Annotated in this window: 11 protein-coding genes and 1 pseudogene; 2 read left to right on the forward strand and 10 right to left on the reverse strand. The window is 59.5% G+C overall.

Translation table 11 applies throughout. From position 1 onward, the window contains the following. Nucleotides 1-20: 20 nt before the first annotated feature. The 5 genes from eno to rlmD all read right to left on the reverse strand — a co-directional run bounded on the left by eno (nt 21) and on the right by rlmD (nt 7,732). Nucleotides 21-1,322, reverse strand: coding sequence for a phosphopyruvate hydratase (gene eno, locus SANT_RS16655; protein WP_025423390.1), 1,302 nt, complete (start codon nt 1,320-1,322; stop codon nt 21-23). Nucleotides 1,323-1,401: 79 nt separating this feature from the next. Beyond that, entirely contained in the window at nt 1,402-3,039 is a 1,638-nt protein-coding gene (gene pyrG / locus SANT_RS16660) for a glutamine hydrolyzing CTP synthase (RefSeq protein WP_025423391.1), read from the reverse strand. 289 nt (nt 3,040-3,328) lie between these two features. After that, nucleotides 3,329-4,135, reverse strand: coding sequence for a nucleoside triphosphate pyrophosphohydrolase (mazG, locus tag SANT_RS16665; protein WP_025423392.1), 807 nt, complete (start codon nt 4,133-4,135; stop codon nt 3,329-3,331). Nucleotides 4,136-4,153: 18 nt separating this feature from the next. Beyond that, nucleotides 4,154-6,388 (reverse strand): GTP diphosphokinase, encoded by a 2,235-nt coding sequence (gene relA / locus SANT_RS16670; protein ID WP_025423393.1) that lies wholly within the window; start codon nt 6,386-6,388, stop codon nt 4,154-4,156. A gap of 9 nt (nt 6,389-6,397) precedes the next feature. Then, complete coding sequence (gene rlmD / locus SANT_RS16675; protein ID WP_025423394.1) at nt 6,398-7,732, reverse strand: 23S rRNA (uracil(1939)-C(5))-methyltransferase RlmD; 1,335 nt, start codon at nt 7,730-7,732, stop codon at nt 6,398-6,400. A 60-nt stretch (nt 7,733-7,792) separates the two neighbouring features. Here rlmD and barA point away from each other — a divergent pair, with 60 nt between their 5' ends. Next, nucleotides 7,793-10,570 carry a two-component sensor histidine kinase BarA gene (gene barA, locus SANT_RS16680; protein WP_025423395.1) on the forward strand — a complete coding sequence of 926 codons (2,778 nt, stop codon included), beginning with the start codon at nt 7,793-7,795 and terminating at the stop codon, nt 10,568-10,570. 108 nt (nt 10,571-10,678) lie between these two features. Here the strand turns inward: barA and SANT_RS16685 are convergent, their stop codons facing one another. From SANT_RS16685 to SANT_RS16700, 4 genes and pseudogenes are all read right to left on the reverse strand, one after another. Next, nucleotides 10,679-11,821 (reverse strand): glycerate kinase, encoded by a 1,143-nt coding sequence (locus SANT_RS16685; RefSeq protein WP_025423396.1) that lies wholly within the window; start codon nt 11,819-11,821, stop codon nt 10,679-10,681. Nucleotides 11,822-11,909: 88 nt separating this feature from the next. Further along, a pseudogene (gene garR, locus SANT_RS16690) lies at nt 11,910-12,803 on the reverse strand (2-hydroxy-3-oxopropionate reductase); the annotation flags it as partial. Nucleotides 12,804-12,881: 78 nt separating this feature from the next. Further along, complete coding sequence (garL, locus tag SANT_RS16695; RefSeq protein WP_025423398.1) at nt 12,882-13,652, reverse strand: 2-dehydro-3-deoxyglucarate aldolase; 771 nt, start codon at nt 13,650-13,652, stop codon at nt 12,882-12,884. 60 nt (nt 13,653-13,712) lie between these two features. Continuing rightward, nucleotides 13,713-15,044: an MFS transporter gene (locus tag SANT_RS16700; RefSeq protein ID WP_025423399.1), complete on the reverse strand. Its 1,332-nt coding sequence runs from the start codon at nt 15,042-15,044 to the stop codon at nt 13,713-13,715. Between the two features lie 471 nt (nt 15,045-15,515). Here SANT_RS16700 and garD point away from each other — a divergent pair, with 471 nt between their 5' ends. Further along, the gene (gene garD / locus SANT_RS16705) at nt 15,516-17,084 is read left to right on the forward strand and encodes a galactarate dehydratase (protein WP_025423400.1); all 1,569 of its coding nucleotides are present in this window, start codon (nt 15,516-15,518) and stop codon (nt 17,082-17,084) included. A 185-nt stretch (nt 17,085-17,269) separates the two neighbouring features. Here the strand turns inward: garD and SANT_RS16710 are convergent, their stop codons facing one another. Then, nucleotides 17,270-18,175, reverse strand: coding sequence for an AraC family transcriptional regulator (locus SANT_RS16710; RefSeq protein ID WP_025423401.1), 906 nt, complete (start codon nt 18,173-18,175; stop codon nt 17,270-17,272). Between the last annotated feature and the right edge of the window lie 33 nt (nt 18,176-18,208).

Genomic DNA, 18,208 nt, shown 5'->3' on the forward strand with positions numbered 1-18,208 from the left:
CGCGGAGTCGATGACCGGGCTTACGCCTGGCCTTTCACTTCACGCAGACCGTTGAACGGCGCGCGGTCACCCAGGGCTTCTTCGATACGAATCAGCTGGTTGTATTTTGCCACGCGGTCGGAACGGCTCATCGAACCGGTTTTGATCTGGCCAGCCGCGGTCCCTACCGCCAGGTCGGCGATGGTCGCGTCTTCGGTTTCGCCGGAACGGTGGGAAATGATGGTGGTATAACCGGCATCCTTGGCCATCTTGATCGCCGCCAGCGTTTCAGTCAGCGAACCAATCTGGTTGAATTTGATAAGGATGGAGTTGGCGATACCTTTGTCGATACCTTCTTTCAGGATCTTGGTATTGGTCACGAAAAGATCGTCGCCCACCAGCTGGATTTTGTCGCCCAGCACTTTGGTCTGGTAAGCAAAACCGTCCCAGTCGGACTCGTTCAGGCCATCTTCAATGGAAACGATCGGGTACTGTTTGGTGAGATCTTCCAGGTAGTGGGTGAACTCCTGCGAGGTGAAGGTTTTGCCTTCGCCTTTCAAGTTGTAGTTACCGGTAGATTCTTCAAAGAACTCAGAGGCCGCGCAGTCCATCGCCAGGGTGATATCTTTACCCAGCACATAACCGGCTTTCTCAACCGCTTCCTTGATAGCGGCCAGCGCCGCGGCGTTGGATTCCAGGTTCGGCGCATAGCCGCCCTCGTCACCCACGGCGGTGTTCATGCCTTTGCCCTTCAGTACCTTGGCCAGATTGTGGAACACTTCTGAGCCCATACGTACCGCTTCTTTGATGGTCTTCGCGCCGACCGGCTGAATCATGAATTCCTGAATGTCGACGTTGTTATCGGCGTGTTCACCGCCGTTGATGATGTTCATCATCGGCAGCGGCATGGAGAATTTGCCAGGGGTGCCGTTCAGCTCCGCGATATGCTCATACAAAGGCATGCCTTTGGAGGCAGCGGCGGCTTTGGCGGCGGCGAGCGACACGGCCAGAATGGCGTTGGCGCCAAACTTGGATTTGTTTTCGGTGCCGTCCAGGTCGATCATGGTTTTATCCAGCGCGGCCTGATCTTTGGCGTCTTTACCAGTCAGGGCCTGAGCGATAGGACCGTTCACCGCGTCAACCGCTTTGGTGACGCCTTTGCCCAGGAAACGGGATTTGTCGCCGTCACGCAGCTCCAGCGCTTCGCGCGAACCGGTGGAGGCGCCCGACGGCGCAGCAGCCAGACCAACGAAACCACCCTCCAGGTGTACTTCTGCTTCTACGGTCGGATTTCCGCGGGAGTCGATGATTTCACGGCCAATGACTTTTACAATTTTGGACATTCGTATTTCCTCAGTACAAGTTAAAACACAATTCCTGACGGGCTGCCGGCGCCGCTCGCGCTCTGGCCGCCCCCTGTTTTTATTTCTGCGCCCGTTTTTGATAGTCGCCCGCGGCTTTGACGAAGCCCGCGAATAACGGATGACCATCACGGGGCGTCGAGGTGAACTCCGGGTGGAACTGGCTGGCGACAAACCACGGATGATCCGGGTATTCGATAATCTCCACCAGCTTATTATCTCCAGACCAGCCGGCGACGCGCAGCCCGGCGGCCTCAATGTGTTTCAACAGCATATTGTTGACTTCATAGCGATGGCGGTGGCGTTCCATAATGGTGGCCTCGCCGTATAACGCTCGCGCCAGGCTGCCGTCCGCCAGGTGGCAGGGCTGGCTGCCGAGGCGCATGGTGCCGCCCAGGTCGCTTTGCTCGCTGCGCATTTCCACATTGCCGTCCTCATCGCGCCATTCGGTGATAAGCGCCACCACCGGATACTTACAGTCTGGCACAAATTCGGTGGAGTTGGCATCCTGCATCCCCGCCACATGGCGAGCAAATTCGATTAACGCCACCTGCATACCCAGGCAGATGCCCAGGTAGGGGATCTTTTGCTCGCGCGCGTATTGCGCGGTCAGGATCTTCCCCTCCACGCCGCGATAGCCGAAGCCGCCGGGGATGAGGATAGCGTCCAAATCTTTCAATATTTCGACGCCGCGGGTTTCAACATCCTGAGAATCAATCAGGCGGATATTTACCGTCAGGCGATTTTTCAGTCCGGCGTGTTTCAGGGCCTCGATAACCGATTTATAGGCGTCCGGTAACTCGATATATTTTCCGACCATGCCAATGGTCACTTCACCGACCGGATTCGCCTGCTGGTAAATCACCTGCTCCCATTCTGACAGATCCGCCTCGGGACAGTTCAAGCTGAATCGTTTACAAATATAATCGTCCAGCCCTTGCGATTTCAATAGCGCCGGGATTTTATAAATTGAATCAACATCTTTAAGCGAAATCACCGCCTTTTCCGGCACGTTACAGAATAAAGCAATTTTCGCCCGTTCGTTGTTGGGCACCGACCGATCGGAACGGCATATCAGCACGTCAGGCTGGATACCGATGGACAGCAGCTCTTTCACCGAATGCTGGGTCGGTTTGGTTTTCACCTCCCCCGACGCCGCCATATAGGGCACCAGGGTCAAGTGCATGTAGAGGGTGTGCTCGCGTCCGACTTCCACCGCCATTTGGCGAATGGCTTCCAGAAACGGCAGCGATTCAATATCCCCCACCGTACCGCCAATTTCCACGAGCACCACATCATGGCCTTCGCCGCCTTCGATAATGCGTTCTTTAATGGCGTTAGTGATGTGGGGAATCACCTGAATGGTGGCGCCCAGATAGTCGCCGCGGCGCTCTTTGCGCAGCACGTCGGAATAGATGCGGCCGGTGGTGAAGTTGTTGCGGCGCGACATTTTGGTACGGATAAAGCGCTCATAGTGCCCTAAGTCCAAATCCGTTTCGGCACCGTCTTCGGTGACGAATACCTCGCCGTGTTGAATAGGGCTCATGGTACCCGGATCCACATTGATGTAGGGGTCCAGCTTCATGATGGTAACGTTAAGGCCCCGGGCTTCGAGAATAGCCGCCAGGGAGGCTGCGGCAATGCCTTTACCCAAGGAGGAGACGACCCCGCCGGTTACAAAAATATAGTTTGTTGTCATGCTGAACCTGAGAAATTAGGTGTAAAGACGGAATAACCAAGACGGGAAAACAGTATACCTGAAGCCGCATTGCGCCACAAATATTCGTTTTGCTCATCCGCCCGCGCTCCCTTGCCGATTGCGCGCCGCGCCGCCCGGCGAGATGATGACAAACCGGTTAAATAACAATCCCATAAACCACCAACGGGCCGTATCCCCTGTCGCGGCGCGTCCACCACCGCGGTGCGTCAGCGGCGACCGAAACGCCCGCCCTTGTCGAAAAGTCGCGGGCTGGCTCGGCGGCGAACGCTCACGCCTCTTTTTCCCGGCGCTTGACCTGCTGCCAGGCCTGTTCCATTTGCGCCAGACTTGCCTGCGCAAGCGTAAGCCCCTGTGCGTCAATAATGGCTTCTACCTGGCGGAAGCGGCGCTCGAATTTGCGGTTGGCCTGTTGCAGAGCCACTTCCGCCGTCTGGCCCAAATGGCGCGACAGGTTGACCGTGGCGAACAGCAAATCACCTACCTCCTCCGCAAGCTTGGCCGAGTCCACCTCCGGCTGACGCGCCTCATGCATGACTTCATCGATCTCTTCATGTACTTTCGCCAGCACCGGCCCGAGAGTGGACCAGTCAAAACCCACCGCCGCGCAACGCTGCTGGATTTTCTGGGCTTTCATCAGCGCCGGCAGTGCGTCGGGGATATCGTCCAGCGGCGACGGGCGGGATTTTTCCGCCCGCTCCTGCGCCTTCAGCCGTTCCCACTGCGCGCGATGATCCACCGGCGCGACCGGCGCGGCGCCGAACAGGTGCGGATGCCGACGCTCAAGCTTATCGCTGATGGCCTCACAGATCGCGGTGAAATCGAATTGCCCCTGCTCGCGCGCCAGCTCGGCGTAAAACACCACCTGAAACAGCAGATCGCCCAGCTCGGCGCGCAGGTCGCCAAAGTCGCGCCGTGCGATGGCGTCGAGCACTTCATAGGTCTCCTCCAGCGTGCAGGGGGCGATGGAGTCAAAAGTCTGGCTTTTATCCCAGGGGCAGCCCGCCTGCGGGTCGCGCAGACGGGTCATGATGGTTAACAGCCGGTGCAGCGCCGTTGCGGCATGCGGTTCAGACATAAAGCATCCTGTGACGAGTCAGTTACCGTGCAGCCGACGCGCGTCAATGACGTCCGGCAGTTGGTTGAGTTTCGACAGCACCCGCCCCAGCACCTGCTGGTTATAGATCTCGATATCCATATCAATGGTGGCCAGCTGTTTTTTCACATCGCTGCGGCTGGCAACGCCGAGCACGTTGACTTTCTCGTTGGCGAGAATGGTGGTGATGTCGCGCAGCAGGCCGCTGCGGTCGTTGGCGGTCACTCTGACCACCAGCGAGTACCCGCTGGAGTAGCTCTCGCCCCACACCGCGTCCACAATGCGTTCCGGCGCATTGGCCTGCAGATCCGCCAGCTGCTCGCAATCGGCGCGATGGATGGAAATGCCGCGCCCCTGGGTGATAAAACCGCTGATATCGTCCCCCGGGATCGGCTGGCAGCAGCGGGCGATATGGTGCATCAGGTTGCCTACCCCTTCCACCACCACCCGGCCGTTATCGCGGTTGCGCGGCACCGGCGGGGTTTTCTGCGTCAGCTGACGCAGCGCCTGCTTGTCTTCCTCTTCGGCGCTGGGTTTGTTCAGCTTGCTTTGCAGGTAATTGACCATCTGGTTAATGCGCACGTCGCCGCCGCCGATGGACGCCAGCAGTTCATCGAGCGTATTGACGTTGTAGCGCGGCAGCAGCAGTTTTTCCGCCTCGCGCATGCTGATATCCAGATGCTCCAGCTCCTCTTCCAACAGTTGGCGGCCGGCGGCAATGTTTTTATCCCGATCCTGCTTGCGAAACCAGTTATGGATTTTGGAGCGCCCGCGGCTGGTGGTGACATAACCCAAATTGGGATTCAGCCAGTCGCGGCTCGGATTTGGGTGTTTCTGGGTGATGATTTCGACCTGATCGCCCATACGCAACTGATAGGTGAAGGGCACGATACGGCCGCTGATTTTGGCGCCGATACAGCGGTGGCCCACATCGCTATGGATATGGTAGGCGAAGTCCAGCGGCGTGGAGCCGGCCGGCAAATCCACCACGTCCCCTTTAGGCGTAAACACATAGACGCGATCGTCAAACACTTGGCTGCGCACTTCGTCGAGCATCTCGCCGGAGTCCGCCATCTCTTCCTGCCAGGCCAGCAGCTTGCGCAGCCAGGCAATGCGCTGCTCATAGCCGGATCGGCCGCCGGTCAGGGCGGTACCGCCCTCTTTATACTTCCAGTGCGCGGCCACCCCCAGCTCGGCGTCCTCATGCATCTGACGCGTGCGGATCTGGATTTCCAGCGTTTTGCCGCGCGGGCCCAATACCACGGTATGGATCGATTGATAGCCGTTGGGTTTCGGGTTGGCGACGTAGTCGTCGAACTCATCCGGCAAATGGCGAAAATGGGTATGCACAATGCCGAGGGCGGCATAGCAGTCCTGTAGGCGCTCCACCACCACCCGCACCGCGCGCACGTCGAACAGCTCGTCGAATTCCAGCGTCTTTTTCTGCATTTTGCGCCAGATGCTATAGATGTGTTTCGGCCGGCCGTAGATATCGGCCTTCAGCCCTTCCTCCTGCATGGCCTTGCGCAAGGAGGCCACAAAATCTTCGATATACTGTTCGCGGTCGATACGCCGCTCGTGCAACAACTTGGCGATGCGCTTGTATTCTTCGGGATGCAGGTAGCGGAAGCAGAAATCTTCCAGCTCCCACTTGAGCTGGCCGATGCCGAGACGGTTGGCGAGCGGGGCATAAATATTGGTGCTCTCTTTCGCCGCCAGCACCCGTTCGTCTTCGGGCGCATCCTTCAGCTCGCGCAAATGGGCGATACGCTCGGCGAGCTTTATCACCACGCAGCGGAAATCTTCGACGATCGCCAACAGCATGCGGCGCACGTTGTCCACCTGCTCCGGCGCCATGGAATCATTATGGGTTGCCTTCAACTGGCGGATGGCGTCCATATCGCGCACGCCGTGAACCAGTTCGACGATGCTCTTGCCGAACTCCGCCTCCAGCACCGTCTCTTCCACCACGCCGGCATCGGCCAGCGGGAACAATAGCGCCGCGCACAGGCTGTCGTTGTCCATACTGAGCATGGACAGAATTTCCACCATTTCAATGCCGCGCCACAGCAGCAGAGGGGCATCAGGATGGTCCTTGCACCGCTGCTCGCAGTAGCGCCAGGTGTCGGCCAGCCGTTCACTTGATTGCGGATTGGCGAGGCCCAGACTGGCAACCCAGTCGTCCACGGCAAACTCGCCCGCCGGGTTCAAATGTGCACTTCTTACCGCAACCATACCCACTCCCTATCTTGCAGAGATGCCGGAACGCTTGATAAATAACGCCATCGACTCAAGATGGCCGCTATGCGGAAACATATCCAGCATCGCCAGGCGTGCCAGGGTGTAGCCTGCCGCCAATAAAATTTTGCTATCCCGCGCAAGGGTCGCCGGATTGCAAGAAACGTAGACAATGCGCTGCGGCGCCCACGCCGCCAATAGGGGCATCACGCCGGCCGCACCCGCTCTGGCCGGGTCGAGCAATATCTTATCAAATCCGCCCACGGCCCACGGTTGATGCATCACATCTTGCTCAAGATTTTCGTGAAAAAAAGTCACGTTGCTTAGTGAATTACTCTGCGCATTATATTGCCCATTCGCTACCAGCGCCGCAACCCCCTCAACGCCGGTGACCTGCCCGCTCAAACGCGCCAGCGGCAGGGTAAAATTGCCCATGCCGCAAAAGAGATCCAACACCCGTTCGCCGGGCGCCGGCGCCAGCCAATCCAGCGCCTGGGCCACCATTTGCCGGTTGACCTCGTCATTGATCTGGATAAAGTCGCGCGGACTGAAACGCAGCGTCAACGCCGCTACCCGATAATAGGGCGGCTCGCCGCTGAGACATTCCAGGCGTTCGCTATCGGGCGCGAGCCATACGCTGACCTGCTGGGCGGCGGCGAAATCCAGCAGCCGGCGACGATCCTCCTCCACCAGCGGTTGCAGGTGGCGCAGCACTATCAACGGACCGTTATCCGCCGCCGCCAGTTCGACATGCCCCAGCTGCGCCACGGCCCGCAACCCCTGTAGACTGGCGCGCAAGGGCGCGATGAGCCGCTCGAGCGCCGGTCGCAAAATCGGGCAGGCGTGAATATCGACTAAATCGCTCGACTTTGCCTGCCGATAACCCATGCTAAGTTGACGGGATTTCGGGCGATAGACCAACCCCAGGCGCGTGCGACGCCGGTAACCATAGGCGCTGGATCCGATTTGCGCCACCTCGGGCACCGCGCCTGGCTGTTCGCGCGCCAACAGCTGCGCCAGCGCCGCCGCCTTGGTGCGCTGCTGCAGCGCCTGACTAATATGCTGCTGCTGACAGCCGCCGCACACCCCATAATGGGGGCAGCGGGGAGCGACCCGCTCGGGGGCATCGTTCAGGCGGCGGACCACTTCGCCGCGGCTGTATTGGCGCTTATCCTCGGTGAGACGCACCTCGGCCTGCTCCCCCGGCAACAGCCCGGGGATAAACATGACCTTGCCCCGGTGGCGCGCCAGCCCCTGGCCGAACGCATCCAGTTGGTCACACAGGACCGTGACCCTTTCCCGGGTCGCCACGCGACGGTTTGCAGAGTAGAATTGCGCCATAGATTGCCGGAAACGCCTTTGCGAAATGAGCCTGACGCTATTCTCCCATATTGGACCGCTATGACCAAATACAGCTTGCGCGCGCGGATGATGATACTGATCCTGGCTCCGACGCTTTTCATTGGCTTACTGCTTAGCGCTTTTTTTGTCGTCCACCGCTATAACGAGCTGCAACATCAATTGGTGGACGCCGGCGCCAGCATTATCGAGCCGCTGGCGCTGTCCAGCGAATACGGTATGACGTTTCACAATCGCGAATCGGTGCGCCATCTGGTTAATCTGCTGCATCGCCACCACTCGGATATTGTGCGGTCCATCTCGCTGTTCGACGCCAACAATACGCTGTTCGTCACCTCCAATTATCAGCAGAATATGGCGCGGCTAAAGCTGCCGGACGGCGCGCCGCTGCCCGAGGGGCTAACGTTGTTGCGCTCGGGGTCGTCGCTCATCATGCGCACGCCCATCGTGCGCGAGGACAGTCTGCCGGACGGCGAGCGCGCGTACGGTGCGGCCAGCGATGCGATAAAACCGCTTGGTTATATCGCCATCGAACTGGATATGGACGCGGTGCGGCTGCAGCAGTACAAAGAGGCGTTTATTTCCACGCTGCTGTTGCTGTTGTGCCTTTGTTGCGCCGGGCTGTTTGCCTACCGGCTGATGCGCGATGTCACGGGCCCTATCCGCAATATGGTCAGCACCGTCGATCGCATCCGCCGCGGCCAGTTGGACAGCCGGGTGGAGGGCTACATGCTCGGCGAACTGGATATGTTGAAAAACGGCATTAACGCCATGGCGATGTCGCTTAGCGCCTACCACGAAGAGCTGCAGCAGAATATCGATCAAGCAACCTCGGATCTGCGTGAGACCCTCGAGCAAATGGAAATCCAGAACGTCGAATTGGATCTGGCGAAAAAACGTGCCCAGGAGGCGGTGCGTATCAAGTCGGAATTTCTGGCGAATATGTCCCACGAGCTGCGCACGCCGCTCAACGGCGTTATCGGTTTTACCCGCCAGACGCTGAAAACACCGCTCACCCCCACCCAGCGCGACTATCTGCAAACCATTGAGCGATCGGGCAATCATTTACTCAGCATTATTAACGACGTGCTGGACTTCTCCAAATTGGAAGCCGGCAAACTGATGCTGGAAACGATCCCCTTCGCGCTGCGCGCCACACTGGATGAGGTGGTGATCCTGCTGGCCCATACCGCCCACGAAAAGGGCCTGGAGCTGATTTTACAGGTACAGCGCGAAGTGCCGGAATATGTCATCGGCGATCCGCTGCGGCTCCAGCAGGTGATGACCAACCTTATCGGCAACGCTATTAAATTCACCGAGCAGGGGCATATCATCATACGCGTCAGCCGCCAGGGTCACGAGCGGGAGCGGGTGGAGATCAACGTGCAGATCCGCGATACCGGTATCGGCATCGCCGAACGCCAGCAATCGCAGCTATTCCAGGCTTTCCGCCAGGCCGATGCCAGCATTACCCGCCGCCACGGCGGTACCGGTCTGGGGCTGGTGATTACGCAAAAGCTGGTGCGGGAGATGGGCGGAGAGATCAACTTCCGCAGCCGCGCCGGCCGGGGCTCAACCTTTTGGTTCCATATTCCGCTACAGATCAACTGCCACGCCTGGGTGGACCCGCATCGCTACGATGCCCTGATGCATAAGCGTCTGGCGTTGATCGAGACCAACAGCGCGTCGGCGCAGGCCACCCTCGAGCTTTTGGCGGACACGCCGCTCGAGGTCAGTCACTATCCCGATATGGACGCGCTGGGCGATGCGCAGGTGGATATTTTACTCATCGGTAAACCGGTGACCGCGACGCTGTCGCTGCCGGAAATGCGCTACGAGCTGCTGCGGGCCAGCGGCCATGCCCGCTGTATCATCCTGGCGCTGCCGGGCGCATGGATGGTGGAGGCGGAGCTGCTAAAACAAATGGGCGCGGACGCTTGTCTGACCAAGCCGGTGTCCGGCCAGCGCCTGCTGCCGCTGCTGCAATCGCCGCCGGCCCCGCGATCGGGCGACGAGCCCGAAGCCGGCACGCCCTGCCTGCCGCTAACCGTGATGGCGGTAGATGATAATCCCGCCAATCTCAAACTGATCGGCGCCCTGCTACAAGAGCAGGTGGAGCACACCATTTTATGTAACAGCGCCGCCGAAGCTATCGCCTACGCCGGCAAAAAGCCGCTGGATATTATTTTGATGGATATCCAGATGCCGGAAATCGATGGTCTGCGCGCCGCGGAGCTGATTCGCCAACTGCCGCTTCACGCCCATACGCCGATCGTAGCGGTCACCGCCCACACCATTAGCGATGAACGGCAGCGGCTGCTGGATGCCGGCATGATTGATTGTCTGGCCAAACCTATCGATGAAGCGATGCTGCGCCGGCTACTATCGCGCCACGGCGTGCACGATAGCGCGGCGCTCGCGGGGCCGCGCGAGGGGCCGGGGGACATCAGACCGCCGCCGGCGCCGGCCGGCAATCAGGATGTTTCGCTCGATTGGCAGTTGGCGCTGCGACAGGCGGCGGACAAACCGGATTTGGCGCGGGAAATGCTGGGGATGCTGCTGGAGTTTTTACCCGAAATCAAACAGCGGGTGGAAGCGGTGGCGAACGGCGCGCACGACGAGCACATCGGCAGCTTGATCCACAAACTGCACGGCAGTTGCAGCTACAGCGGTGTGCCGCGGCTGCGGCGGCTGTGCGCCAATATTGAGCAGCAGTTGCGCAGCGGGGTTGAGGTCGCGGCGCTGGAGCCGGAGTGGTTGGAAATGCTCGACGAAATCGAGAACGTGCGCATCGCCGCCCGCGCCTGGCTTAGCGGTTAGCGGGCTGCGCGCTCGCGAGCCATAACCGGCAATTGCGGATTAGCGTCCACCCGCTCGCGTCCGGACGAACGGCGCGCGGGCTTCGGCAAGCGCGAACCGCGCCGGCCGCTAGCGCAGCGTTTGGCCGAGCTTCACCGTAGCGGCGATATTGCGCGCCGCCATACGCACATTCTCCCCGGCGTTGTCCAGCGCCTGCTCCAGCGTACAAATGCTATACAGTACGCTGAATACCGCATCCAGGCCGTGCTGATGCACCACGCCCACATCGGCGGTCAGGCTACCGGCGATGCCGATAACCGGTTTGTGGTACCGTTTCGCCACCCGCGCGACGCCGATCGGCACCTTGCCCTGCAACGTCTGGCTGTCAATACGCCCCTCACCGGTAATCACCAGCGACGCATCTTTCACCAATTGCTCCAGCCCCAGCGCTTCGGTGACAATTTCGATTCCCTTGCGCAACTCGGCGCCGCAAAACGCCTGCAAACCGGCGCCCATTCCGCCGGCCGCGCCGGCGCCGGACACCCGATCGACCTCCTGATCCAAATCGCGCTTAATAATGTCGGCATAATGTTTTAACGCCACATCCAATTCGCGGATCATCGCCGGCGTCGCCCCCTTTTGCGGGCCGAAGACCGCCGAGGCGCCCTCGTCGCCGGTCAGCGGATTGCTGACGTCGCAGGCGACTTCAAACCGGCAGCCGCGGATGCGCGCATCCAGCCCGCCGATGTCGATGCGCGCAAGCTTCGCCAACTGACTGCCGCCGAAGCCGATGGCATCGCCGTTGTCATCCAGCAGACGGGCGCCCAGCGCCTGCACCATGCCGGCGCCGCCGTCGTTGGTGGCGCTGCCGCCGATACCGATAATGCAGTGCTTGACGCCGTGATCCAGCGCGCAGCGAATCAACTCGCCGGTGCCGTAGGAGGTGGTTAGCAGCGGATTGCGATCGTCGCTGCGCACCAGCTCCAGCCCGCTGGCGGCGGCCATTTCGATAAACGCGCTGGAGCGATCGCCGGACAAGCCGAAGAACGCCTCTACCGGTTTGCCGAGCGGCCCCGTGACCTGCACGCGGATAATTTCGCCGCCGGTGGCCGCTACCATGGCCTCCACGGTGCCCTCACCGCCATCCGCCACCGGCAGCTTGACGTAATCGGCGTCGGGAAACACCTCACGAAATCCTTTTTCGATCTGCGTCGCGACTTCCAACGCCGATAAACTCTCTTTATATGAATCCGGAGCGATGACTATTTTCATAAACTACCCGCTACGCCTGTTGAGAGCTGAAGCCGGCGGAGTGGGCGTTCCGCCGGTTGAAGGAGCGCCCGGCAGGCGCCCGAGGCCGTCACTGCCGCTGCACGACAACATGAGCCAATTTTTCATAATAGCAGGCCAGCGCGCTATGGTCCGCGTTACCCAAATCGTCTTGCTTCAGCGCCTGCATCATTTCCATCACCGCGGCGGTCAGCGGCAGTTGTGCGCCCACGCCGTGGGACGTATCCAACGCATTGGCCAAATCCTTGATGTGCAGATCAATACGGAAACCAGGTTTGAAATTGCGGTCCAGCACCATCGGCGCCTTGGCATCCAGCACGGTGCTGCCGGCCAGACCGCCGCGGATTGCTTGATACACCAGTTCCGGATCCACGCCGGCCTTGGTGGCAAGCACCATCGCTTCCGACATGGCGGCAATATTCAGCGCCACAATCACCTGATTCGCCAGTTTGGTGACATTACCGGCGCCAATGTCGCCGGTATGCACCACCGAGCCGGCCATCGACTTGAGCATGTCCACATGGCGCTCGAAGATGCCTTTATCGCCGCCGACCATCACCGACAGCGTGCCGTCGATAGCCTTCGGCTCGCCGCCGCTTACCGGCGCGTCCAGCATTTGTATCTGTTTCGCGGCCAGAGCCGCGGCAATTTCCCGGCTGGCCAGCGGCGCGATTGAACTCATATCGATGACCACGCTGCCGGCTTTGGCTCCCTCTATCACGCCATTTTCGCCGAGCACCACCTCTTTGACATGGGGTGAGTTAGGCAGCATGGTAATGATCACCTCGCACTGCTCGGCCACCGCTTTCGGCGACGTCGCCCGCTCGGCGCCGGCGGCCACCACATCCTCAACCGATTCGGTGTTGCGATCCAGCACGACCAATGCGTAACCCGCCTTCAGCAGGTTTTTACTCATCGGTTTACCCATGATCCCCAGGCCAATAAATCCAATCTTCATCGTAACATCCTCTTGACTCGTGTAATTGACGCGGCGCGGCGTTTAGCGCTCGGCGTTCAGCCTTTGGCGTTTAGCGCCAGGCGCTCAGCCTTTGAATTTGTCGCACAGGGACTGGGTCGCGCTGCGAAACACCCCCAAATCGCTGCCGACGGCGACAAAGCGCGCGCCCCATTCCAGATAGCGCCGGGCATCGGCTTCGGCCGGCGCCAGAATGCCGCTCGGTTTGCCCTGCGCCCGCGCACGGGCGAAAATATGCTGGATCACCCGCTGCACTTCGGGATGATTGGGCGCCCCGAGGTAGCCCAGCGCCGCCGACAAATCCCCCGGGCCGACAAAAATACCGTCCACGCCATCCACCGCGGCGATGGCATCGATATTGTCCACCCCGTCCTGGCTCTCGATTTGCGTCAGCACGGTAATGTTGTCGTTGATTAGCGAAAAATACTCCGGCACGGTGCCGTAATTGTTGCAGCGGTGGGACACCGAGACGCCGCGGATGCCCGCGGGCGGATAGCGCGTGGACGACACGGCCCGCAGCGCTTGCTCCTCGGTTTCGACGAAAGGAATGAGAAAATTATAGAAACCAATATCCAGCAGACGCTTGATAATCACCGGTTCGTTGGTGGGCGGGCGCACCACCGGCGCGCTGGGGCTGCCTTTGAGCGCCATCAGCTGCGGAACGAAGGTCGTGATATCATTGGGCGCGTGTTCGCCGTCCAATACCAGCCAGTCGAATCCCGCCAGCCCCAGCACTTCGGTGGACACCGGATTGGCCAGCGCACACCAGCAGCCGATCAGGGTATCCCCTTGCAGTAAACGCTGACGAAAACGGTTCGGCAGTAATGGATTGTTCATAATGATCCTCTTACATTTGGACTAAAGTGCGGCGCGGCCGGCCGGTCGCCGGCCGCCTCGTCAGGATTTTTTCAGCACCAGACGTTTGATTTCGCCTACCACCACCAGATAGCAGAACATGGCCGCCAGGGCGGAGCAGCCGACAAACACCAGCGCCATATTGAAGGAGTGCAACTCTTTGACCATATAGCCGATGACCAGCGGCGTAACGATGGAGGCAACGTTACCGAACACGTTAAACAGTCCACCGCACAGCCCGATCATCTCTTTCGGCGCGGTATCCGCCACCACCGGCCAGCCGAGCGCGCCGAAGCCTTTACCGAAGAACGCCAGCGCCATTAACGCTACCACGACAACGGTATTGTCGGTGTAATTGCACAAGATAATGCTGGTCGCCAGCAGCATACCCAGCACGATGGGAATTTTACGCGCCACGGTCAGCGAAAACCCGCGCCGCAGCAAATTATCCGACACAATGCCGCCCAACACGCCGCCGGCGAAACCGCACAATGCCGGAATCGACGCCACCAGGCCGACTTTCAGTATCGACATCCCCTTGTCCTGTACCAGGTAAATGGGAAACCAGGTGAGGAAGAACCAGGTAATACTATTGATAAAATACTGGCCGAAAAACACGCCGAGCATCATGCGGCTGGTCAACATCTGGCGCACATCGCTCCAGTGCGGCCCCTCTTTTTTACCGGCCGTGGGCGAGTCCATATCCACTACCGCGCCGCCGGCGGACATATATTCCAGCTCTTGCGCCGACACCTGGGGATGCTTATTCGGGTTATGGATAAATTTAATCCATATCACCGTCAGGACGAAGCCCACAGCGCCCATCACGGTGAAGACATGTTCCCAGCCCCAGGTATAAGTCAACCAGCCCAGCAGCGGCGAGAAAATCGCCAGCGAGAAGTATTGCGCCGAATTGAAGATGGCCGAGGCGGTACCGCGCTCGCGGGTCGGGAACCAGGCGGCGACGATACGGGCGTTGGCCGGAAATGACGGCGCCTCCGAAAAGCCGAGCATAAAGCGCAGGAAAAACAGCGTCATGGCGGCATAGGCGATAGGGAAGAAACCGACGAACCCTTGTAAAAAGGTAAACAGCGACCAGAAAAACAGACTGTAGCTGTAGACCTTTTTCGATCCGTATCGGTCTAGTAACCAGCCGCCGGGAATTTGCATAATCAAATACGCCCAGCCGAAGGCCGAGAAAATCTGCCCCATTTGGCCCGCATCCAGGCCGAGTTCTTTCGCGACATCGGTTCCCGCAATCGACAGGGTGGCCCGGTCGGCGTAATTGATGGCGGTGACCATAAAGATAATGAACAAAATCCAGTAACGTATATGGGTCTTGGTTTTATTAGCGGTCAGAGGTGCAATACTCATAGGTCAGGCCCTAATCAGGCGATAACGACGCGCGAAAATAAAAGGCAAAAGGGTATGCGTGCGCTATCCAGGGTTTACTATTCTCGTAAGAGGCTATTTTTTTTCACCGTATTGCTAGTGCCTTCACTTAATAAGGCCCGTTTAGTATAAAAATCACCGCTGCAAATAACATTATGCGTTTGCACAACAATAACCCTGAATAACGTGGTATTTTCGTGCCGATATCCAGCGCGAGTCGATGCGCGTCACGTTATCTTAGCGCGGGGCCAGTCCCGCCGCGCCTTAGTGACCCTAGTCACATCCCGTTCATCATCCGCCTGATAAATTGCCGTCTCATGGGTATAAAACAGGTCATTTGCACAATGCCAGCCGTTGGCATTGCGATTATAATAACGGCATAAACCGTGTTGTTATCGCTTATCGTCCTCACTTTCAGGTCAACCCACCCTGGCTGTTGTTACGGAGACCTCTATGTCTGTTATTCACACGCGAAGCGCTGAGCAAGCCTTCTATATAAAAGTGCACGATACCGATAATGTGGCCATTATCGTCAATGATCATGGCTTGCCGGCCGGCAGCCGTTTTCCGGACGGACTGGAATTAATTGAGCATATTCCCCAGGGACATAAAGTCGCGCTGAACGATATCGCCAAAGGCGGCGCCATTATTCGCTACGGCGAAATCATTGGCTATGCGCTGCGCGCCATCGCGCGCGGCAGTTGGATTGATGAATCGTTGGTAGAGCTGCCGGTGGCGCCGGCGCTGGAAACCCTGCCGCTGGCGACCAAGGTGCCGCCGCCGCTGCCGCCGTTGGAAGGCTACACCTTTGAGGGCTATCGCAACCCCGACGGCAGCGTCGGCACCAAGAACCTGCTCGGCATCACCACCAGCGTTCATTGCGTTGCCGGCGTGGTGGAGTTCGTGGTGAAGCTTATCGAACGCGATTTACTGCCGAAATACCCGAACGTTGACGGCGTGGTGGGCCTGAATCATCTGTACGGCTGCGGCGTGGCGATCAATGCGCCGGCCGCGGTGGTGCCCATTCGCACGATTCATAATATCGCCCTTAACCCCAACTTCGGCGGCGAGGTGATGGTCGTCGGGTTGGGCTGCGAGAAACTCCAGCCGGAGCGCCTGCTGGCCGGTAGCGAAGACGTACAGCCGATTGCGGTGGAAGCGGCGAGCATTGTGCGTTTGCAAGATGAAAAGCACGTCGGTTTTCAATCGATGGTGGCGGATATTCTGGCGGTGGCGGAGCGTCATCTTCAGCATCTTAACGGCCGCCAGCGCGAAACGTGCCCGGCGTCGGAGCTGGTGGTGGGCATGCAGTGCGGCGGCAGCGACGCGTTTTCCGGCGTGACCGCCAATCCGGCGGTGGGGTTCGCCTCGGATTTGCTGGTGCGCTGCGGCGCTACGGTAATGTTTTCCGAAGTCACCGAGGTGCGCGACGCCATCCATCTACTGACCCCCCGCGCCGCCGATGAAGCCGTGGGCCGCCGCCTGCTGGAGGAGATGGCCTGGTACGACAATTATCTCAGCCTGGGCCAGACCGACCGCAGCGCCAACCCCTCTCCCGGTAACAAAAAGGGCGGATTGGCCAACGTGGTGGAAAAAGCGCTCGGTTCAATCGCCAAATCCGGCACCAGCGCCATCGTCGAAGTACTCTCTCCCGGTCAGCGCCCCACCCGGCGCGGCCTGATTTATGCCGCCACGCCGGCGAGCGATTTTATTTGCGGCACCCAGCAGCTGGCGTCCGGGATTACGGTGCAGGTATTCACCACCGGACGCGGGACGCCTTACGGCCTGGCGGCGGTGCCGGTGATCAAAATGGCGACCCGCACGGCGCTGGCGGACCGCTGGTATGATTTGATGGACATTAATGCCGGTACTATCGCCACCGGCGAGGCCACCATTGAGGACGTCGGCTGGCAGCTGTTCCACTTTATCTTGGAGATTGCCAGCGGCCGGAAGAAAACCTGGTCTGACCAATGGGGGATCCATAACGCGCTGTCGGTATTCAATCCGGCGCCGGTCACCTGACGCGCAAGACGCCAGCGCGATGCTGGCGTGGTACGCCGGCCTGTATATCCCTCGGCCCCGCGCCCGCTGACCGGGACTTTGCCGGTCGGCATCAGCCGCCTACGGCTGGCAGAAAAATCGTTACGCACAGCATTGATCTTAGGCCAGACGTAAGGCAATCCGTTACCGGCAGCGTAGGGTGATTTTTAAGTTGCGGCCGTCAGGCTGCCCTGTTCCTGTCTCAACCGGTGGGCATGCTTGGCCGGGGAGATGCCGAATACCCGGGCATAGTCACGGCTGAACTGTGAAGGGCTTTCATAACCCACCTGGAAGCCAGCACTGGCCGCGTCGGCTGCCTCACTCACCATCAGCCGCCGCGCTTCCTGTAGCCGCAGATGCGTGCGGAACTCAATAGGACTTAAGGTCGTCACCGCCTTGAAATGAAGGTGGAAGGTGGAGCGGCTCATTCCCGCAATCTCGGCGGCGTAGGCAATACGACAAGGTTCGCGAAAGTGTGTTCTTATCCACAGGATCGCTCGGGCAATCTGATTGAGCCGGCTGTCCGCCAGCGCCATGTTCCTGATGATGTCCCCACTGGGCCCGACCAGGAGACGATAGAGGATTTCACGCAGGGTAAGCGGCGCGAGGGCATCGATATCATCGGGTGTATCCAGCAGCCCGAGCAGGCGGATTGCCGCATCAAGCAATTGCGGGGAGGTTTTGTTCAACGTTAACCCAGCAAGAGGGGGGCGCTCCTCCCTGGCGGCTGCCGGATGGCAGAGGGTGAGGTCTGACAGCTCGGCCGAGTCCAGGTCGAGTTGAAGACACAAATAAGGATGGCTTGCGCTGGCCTTGATGACCGATCCCATCACCGGTAGCGCAACGGAAGCCACCAGATACTGCGCAGGATCGTAGCAATACGCCGTGGACCCGAGGGAGGCTTGCTTCGTCCCTTGGGCAACCAAGCAGAGTGTCGGGCCATAGATCACCGGCATTGGCACGGTGGGAGAAGAACTGCGATGCAGTTTTACCCCCGGAATGGCGCTCGTATACGTGCCATCTGCCGACGCATGGCGACCGATGAGATCAACCAACCTATCAAGTCTGTTCATTGCTTTTATGCTACAGCAGCCATCGCAAAAGGC

Source organism: Sodalis praecaptivus, from assembly GCF_000517425.1.
Lineage (GTDB): Bacteria > Pseudomonadota > Gammaproteobacteria > Enterobacterales > Enterobacteriaceae > Sodalis_A > Sodalis_A praecaptivus.

Bases quoted from the DNA above. Each gene is read 5' to 3' on its own strand.
- relA (WP_025423393.1), bottom strand. From the start codon at position 6,388: ATGGTTGCGGTAAGAAGTGCACATTTGAACCCGGCGGGCGAGTTTGCC.
- mazG (WP_025423392.1), bottom strand. From the start codon at position 4,135: ATGTCTGAACCGCATGCCGCAACGGCGCTGCACCGGCTGTTAACCATC.
- rlmD (WP_025423394.1), bottom strand. From the start codon at position 7,732: ATGGCGCAATTCTACTCTGCAAACCGTCGCGTGGCGACCCGGGAAAGG.
- barA (WP_025423395.1), top strand. From the start codon at position 7,793: ATGACCAAATACAGCTTGCGCGCGCGGATGATGATACTGATCCTGGCT.
- garD (WP_025423400.1), top strand. From the start codon at position 15,516: ATGTCTGTTATTCACACGCGAAGCGCTGAGCAAGCCTTCTATATAAAA.
- SANT_RS16700 (WP_025423399.1), bottom strand. From the start codon at position 15,044: ATGAGTATTGCACCTCTGACCGCTAATAAAACCAAGACCCATATACGT.
- garL (WP_025423398.1), bottom strand. From the start codon at position 13,652: ATGAACAATCCATTACTGCCGAACCGTTTTCGTCAGCGTTTACTGCAA.
- SANT_RS16685 (WP_025423396.1), bottom strand. From the start codon at position 11,821: ATGAAAATAGTCATCGCTCCGGATTCATATAAAGAGAGTTTATCGGCG.
- eno (WP_025423390.1), bottom strand. From the start codon at position 1,322: ATGTCCAAAATTGTAAAAGTCATTGGCCGTGAAATCATCGACTCCCGC.
- SANT_RS16710 (WP_025423401.1), bottom strand. From the start codon at position 18,175: ATGAACAGACTTGATAGGTTGGTTGATCTCATCGGTCGCCATGCGTCG.
- pyrG (WP_025423391.1), bottom strand. From the start codon at position 3,039: ATGACAACAAACTATATTTTTGTAACCGGCGGGGTCGTCTCCTCCTTG.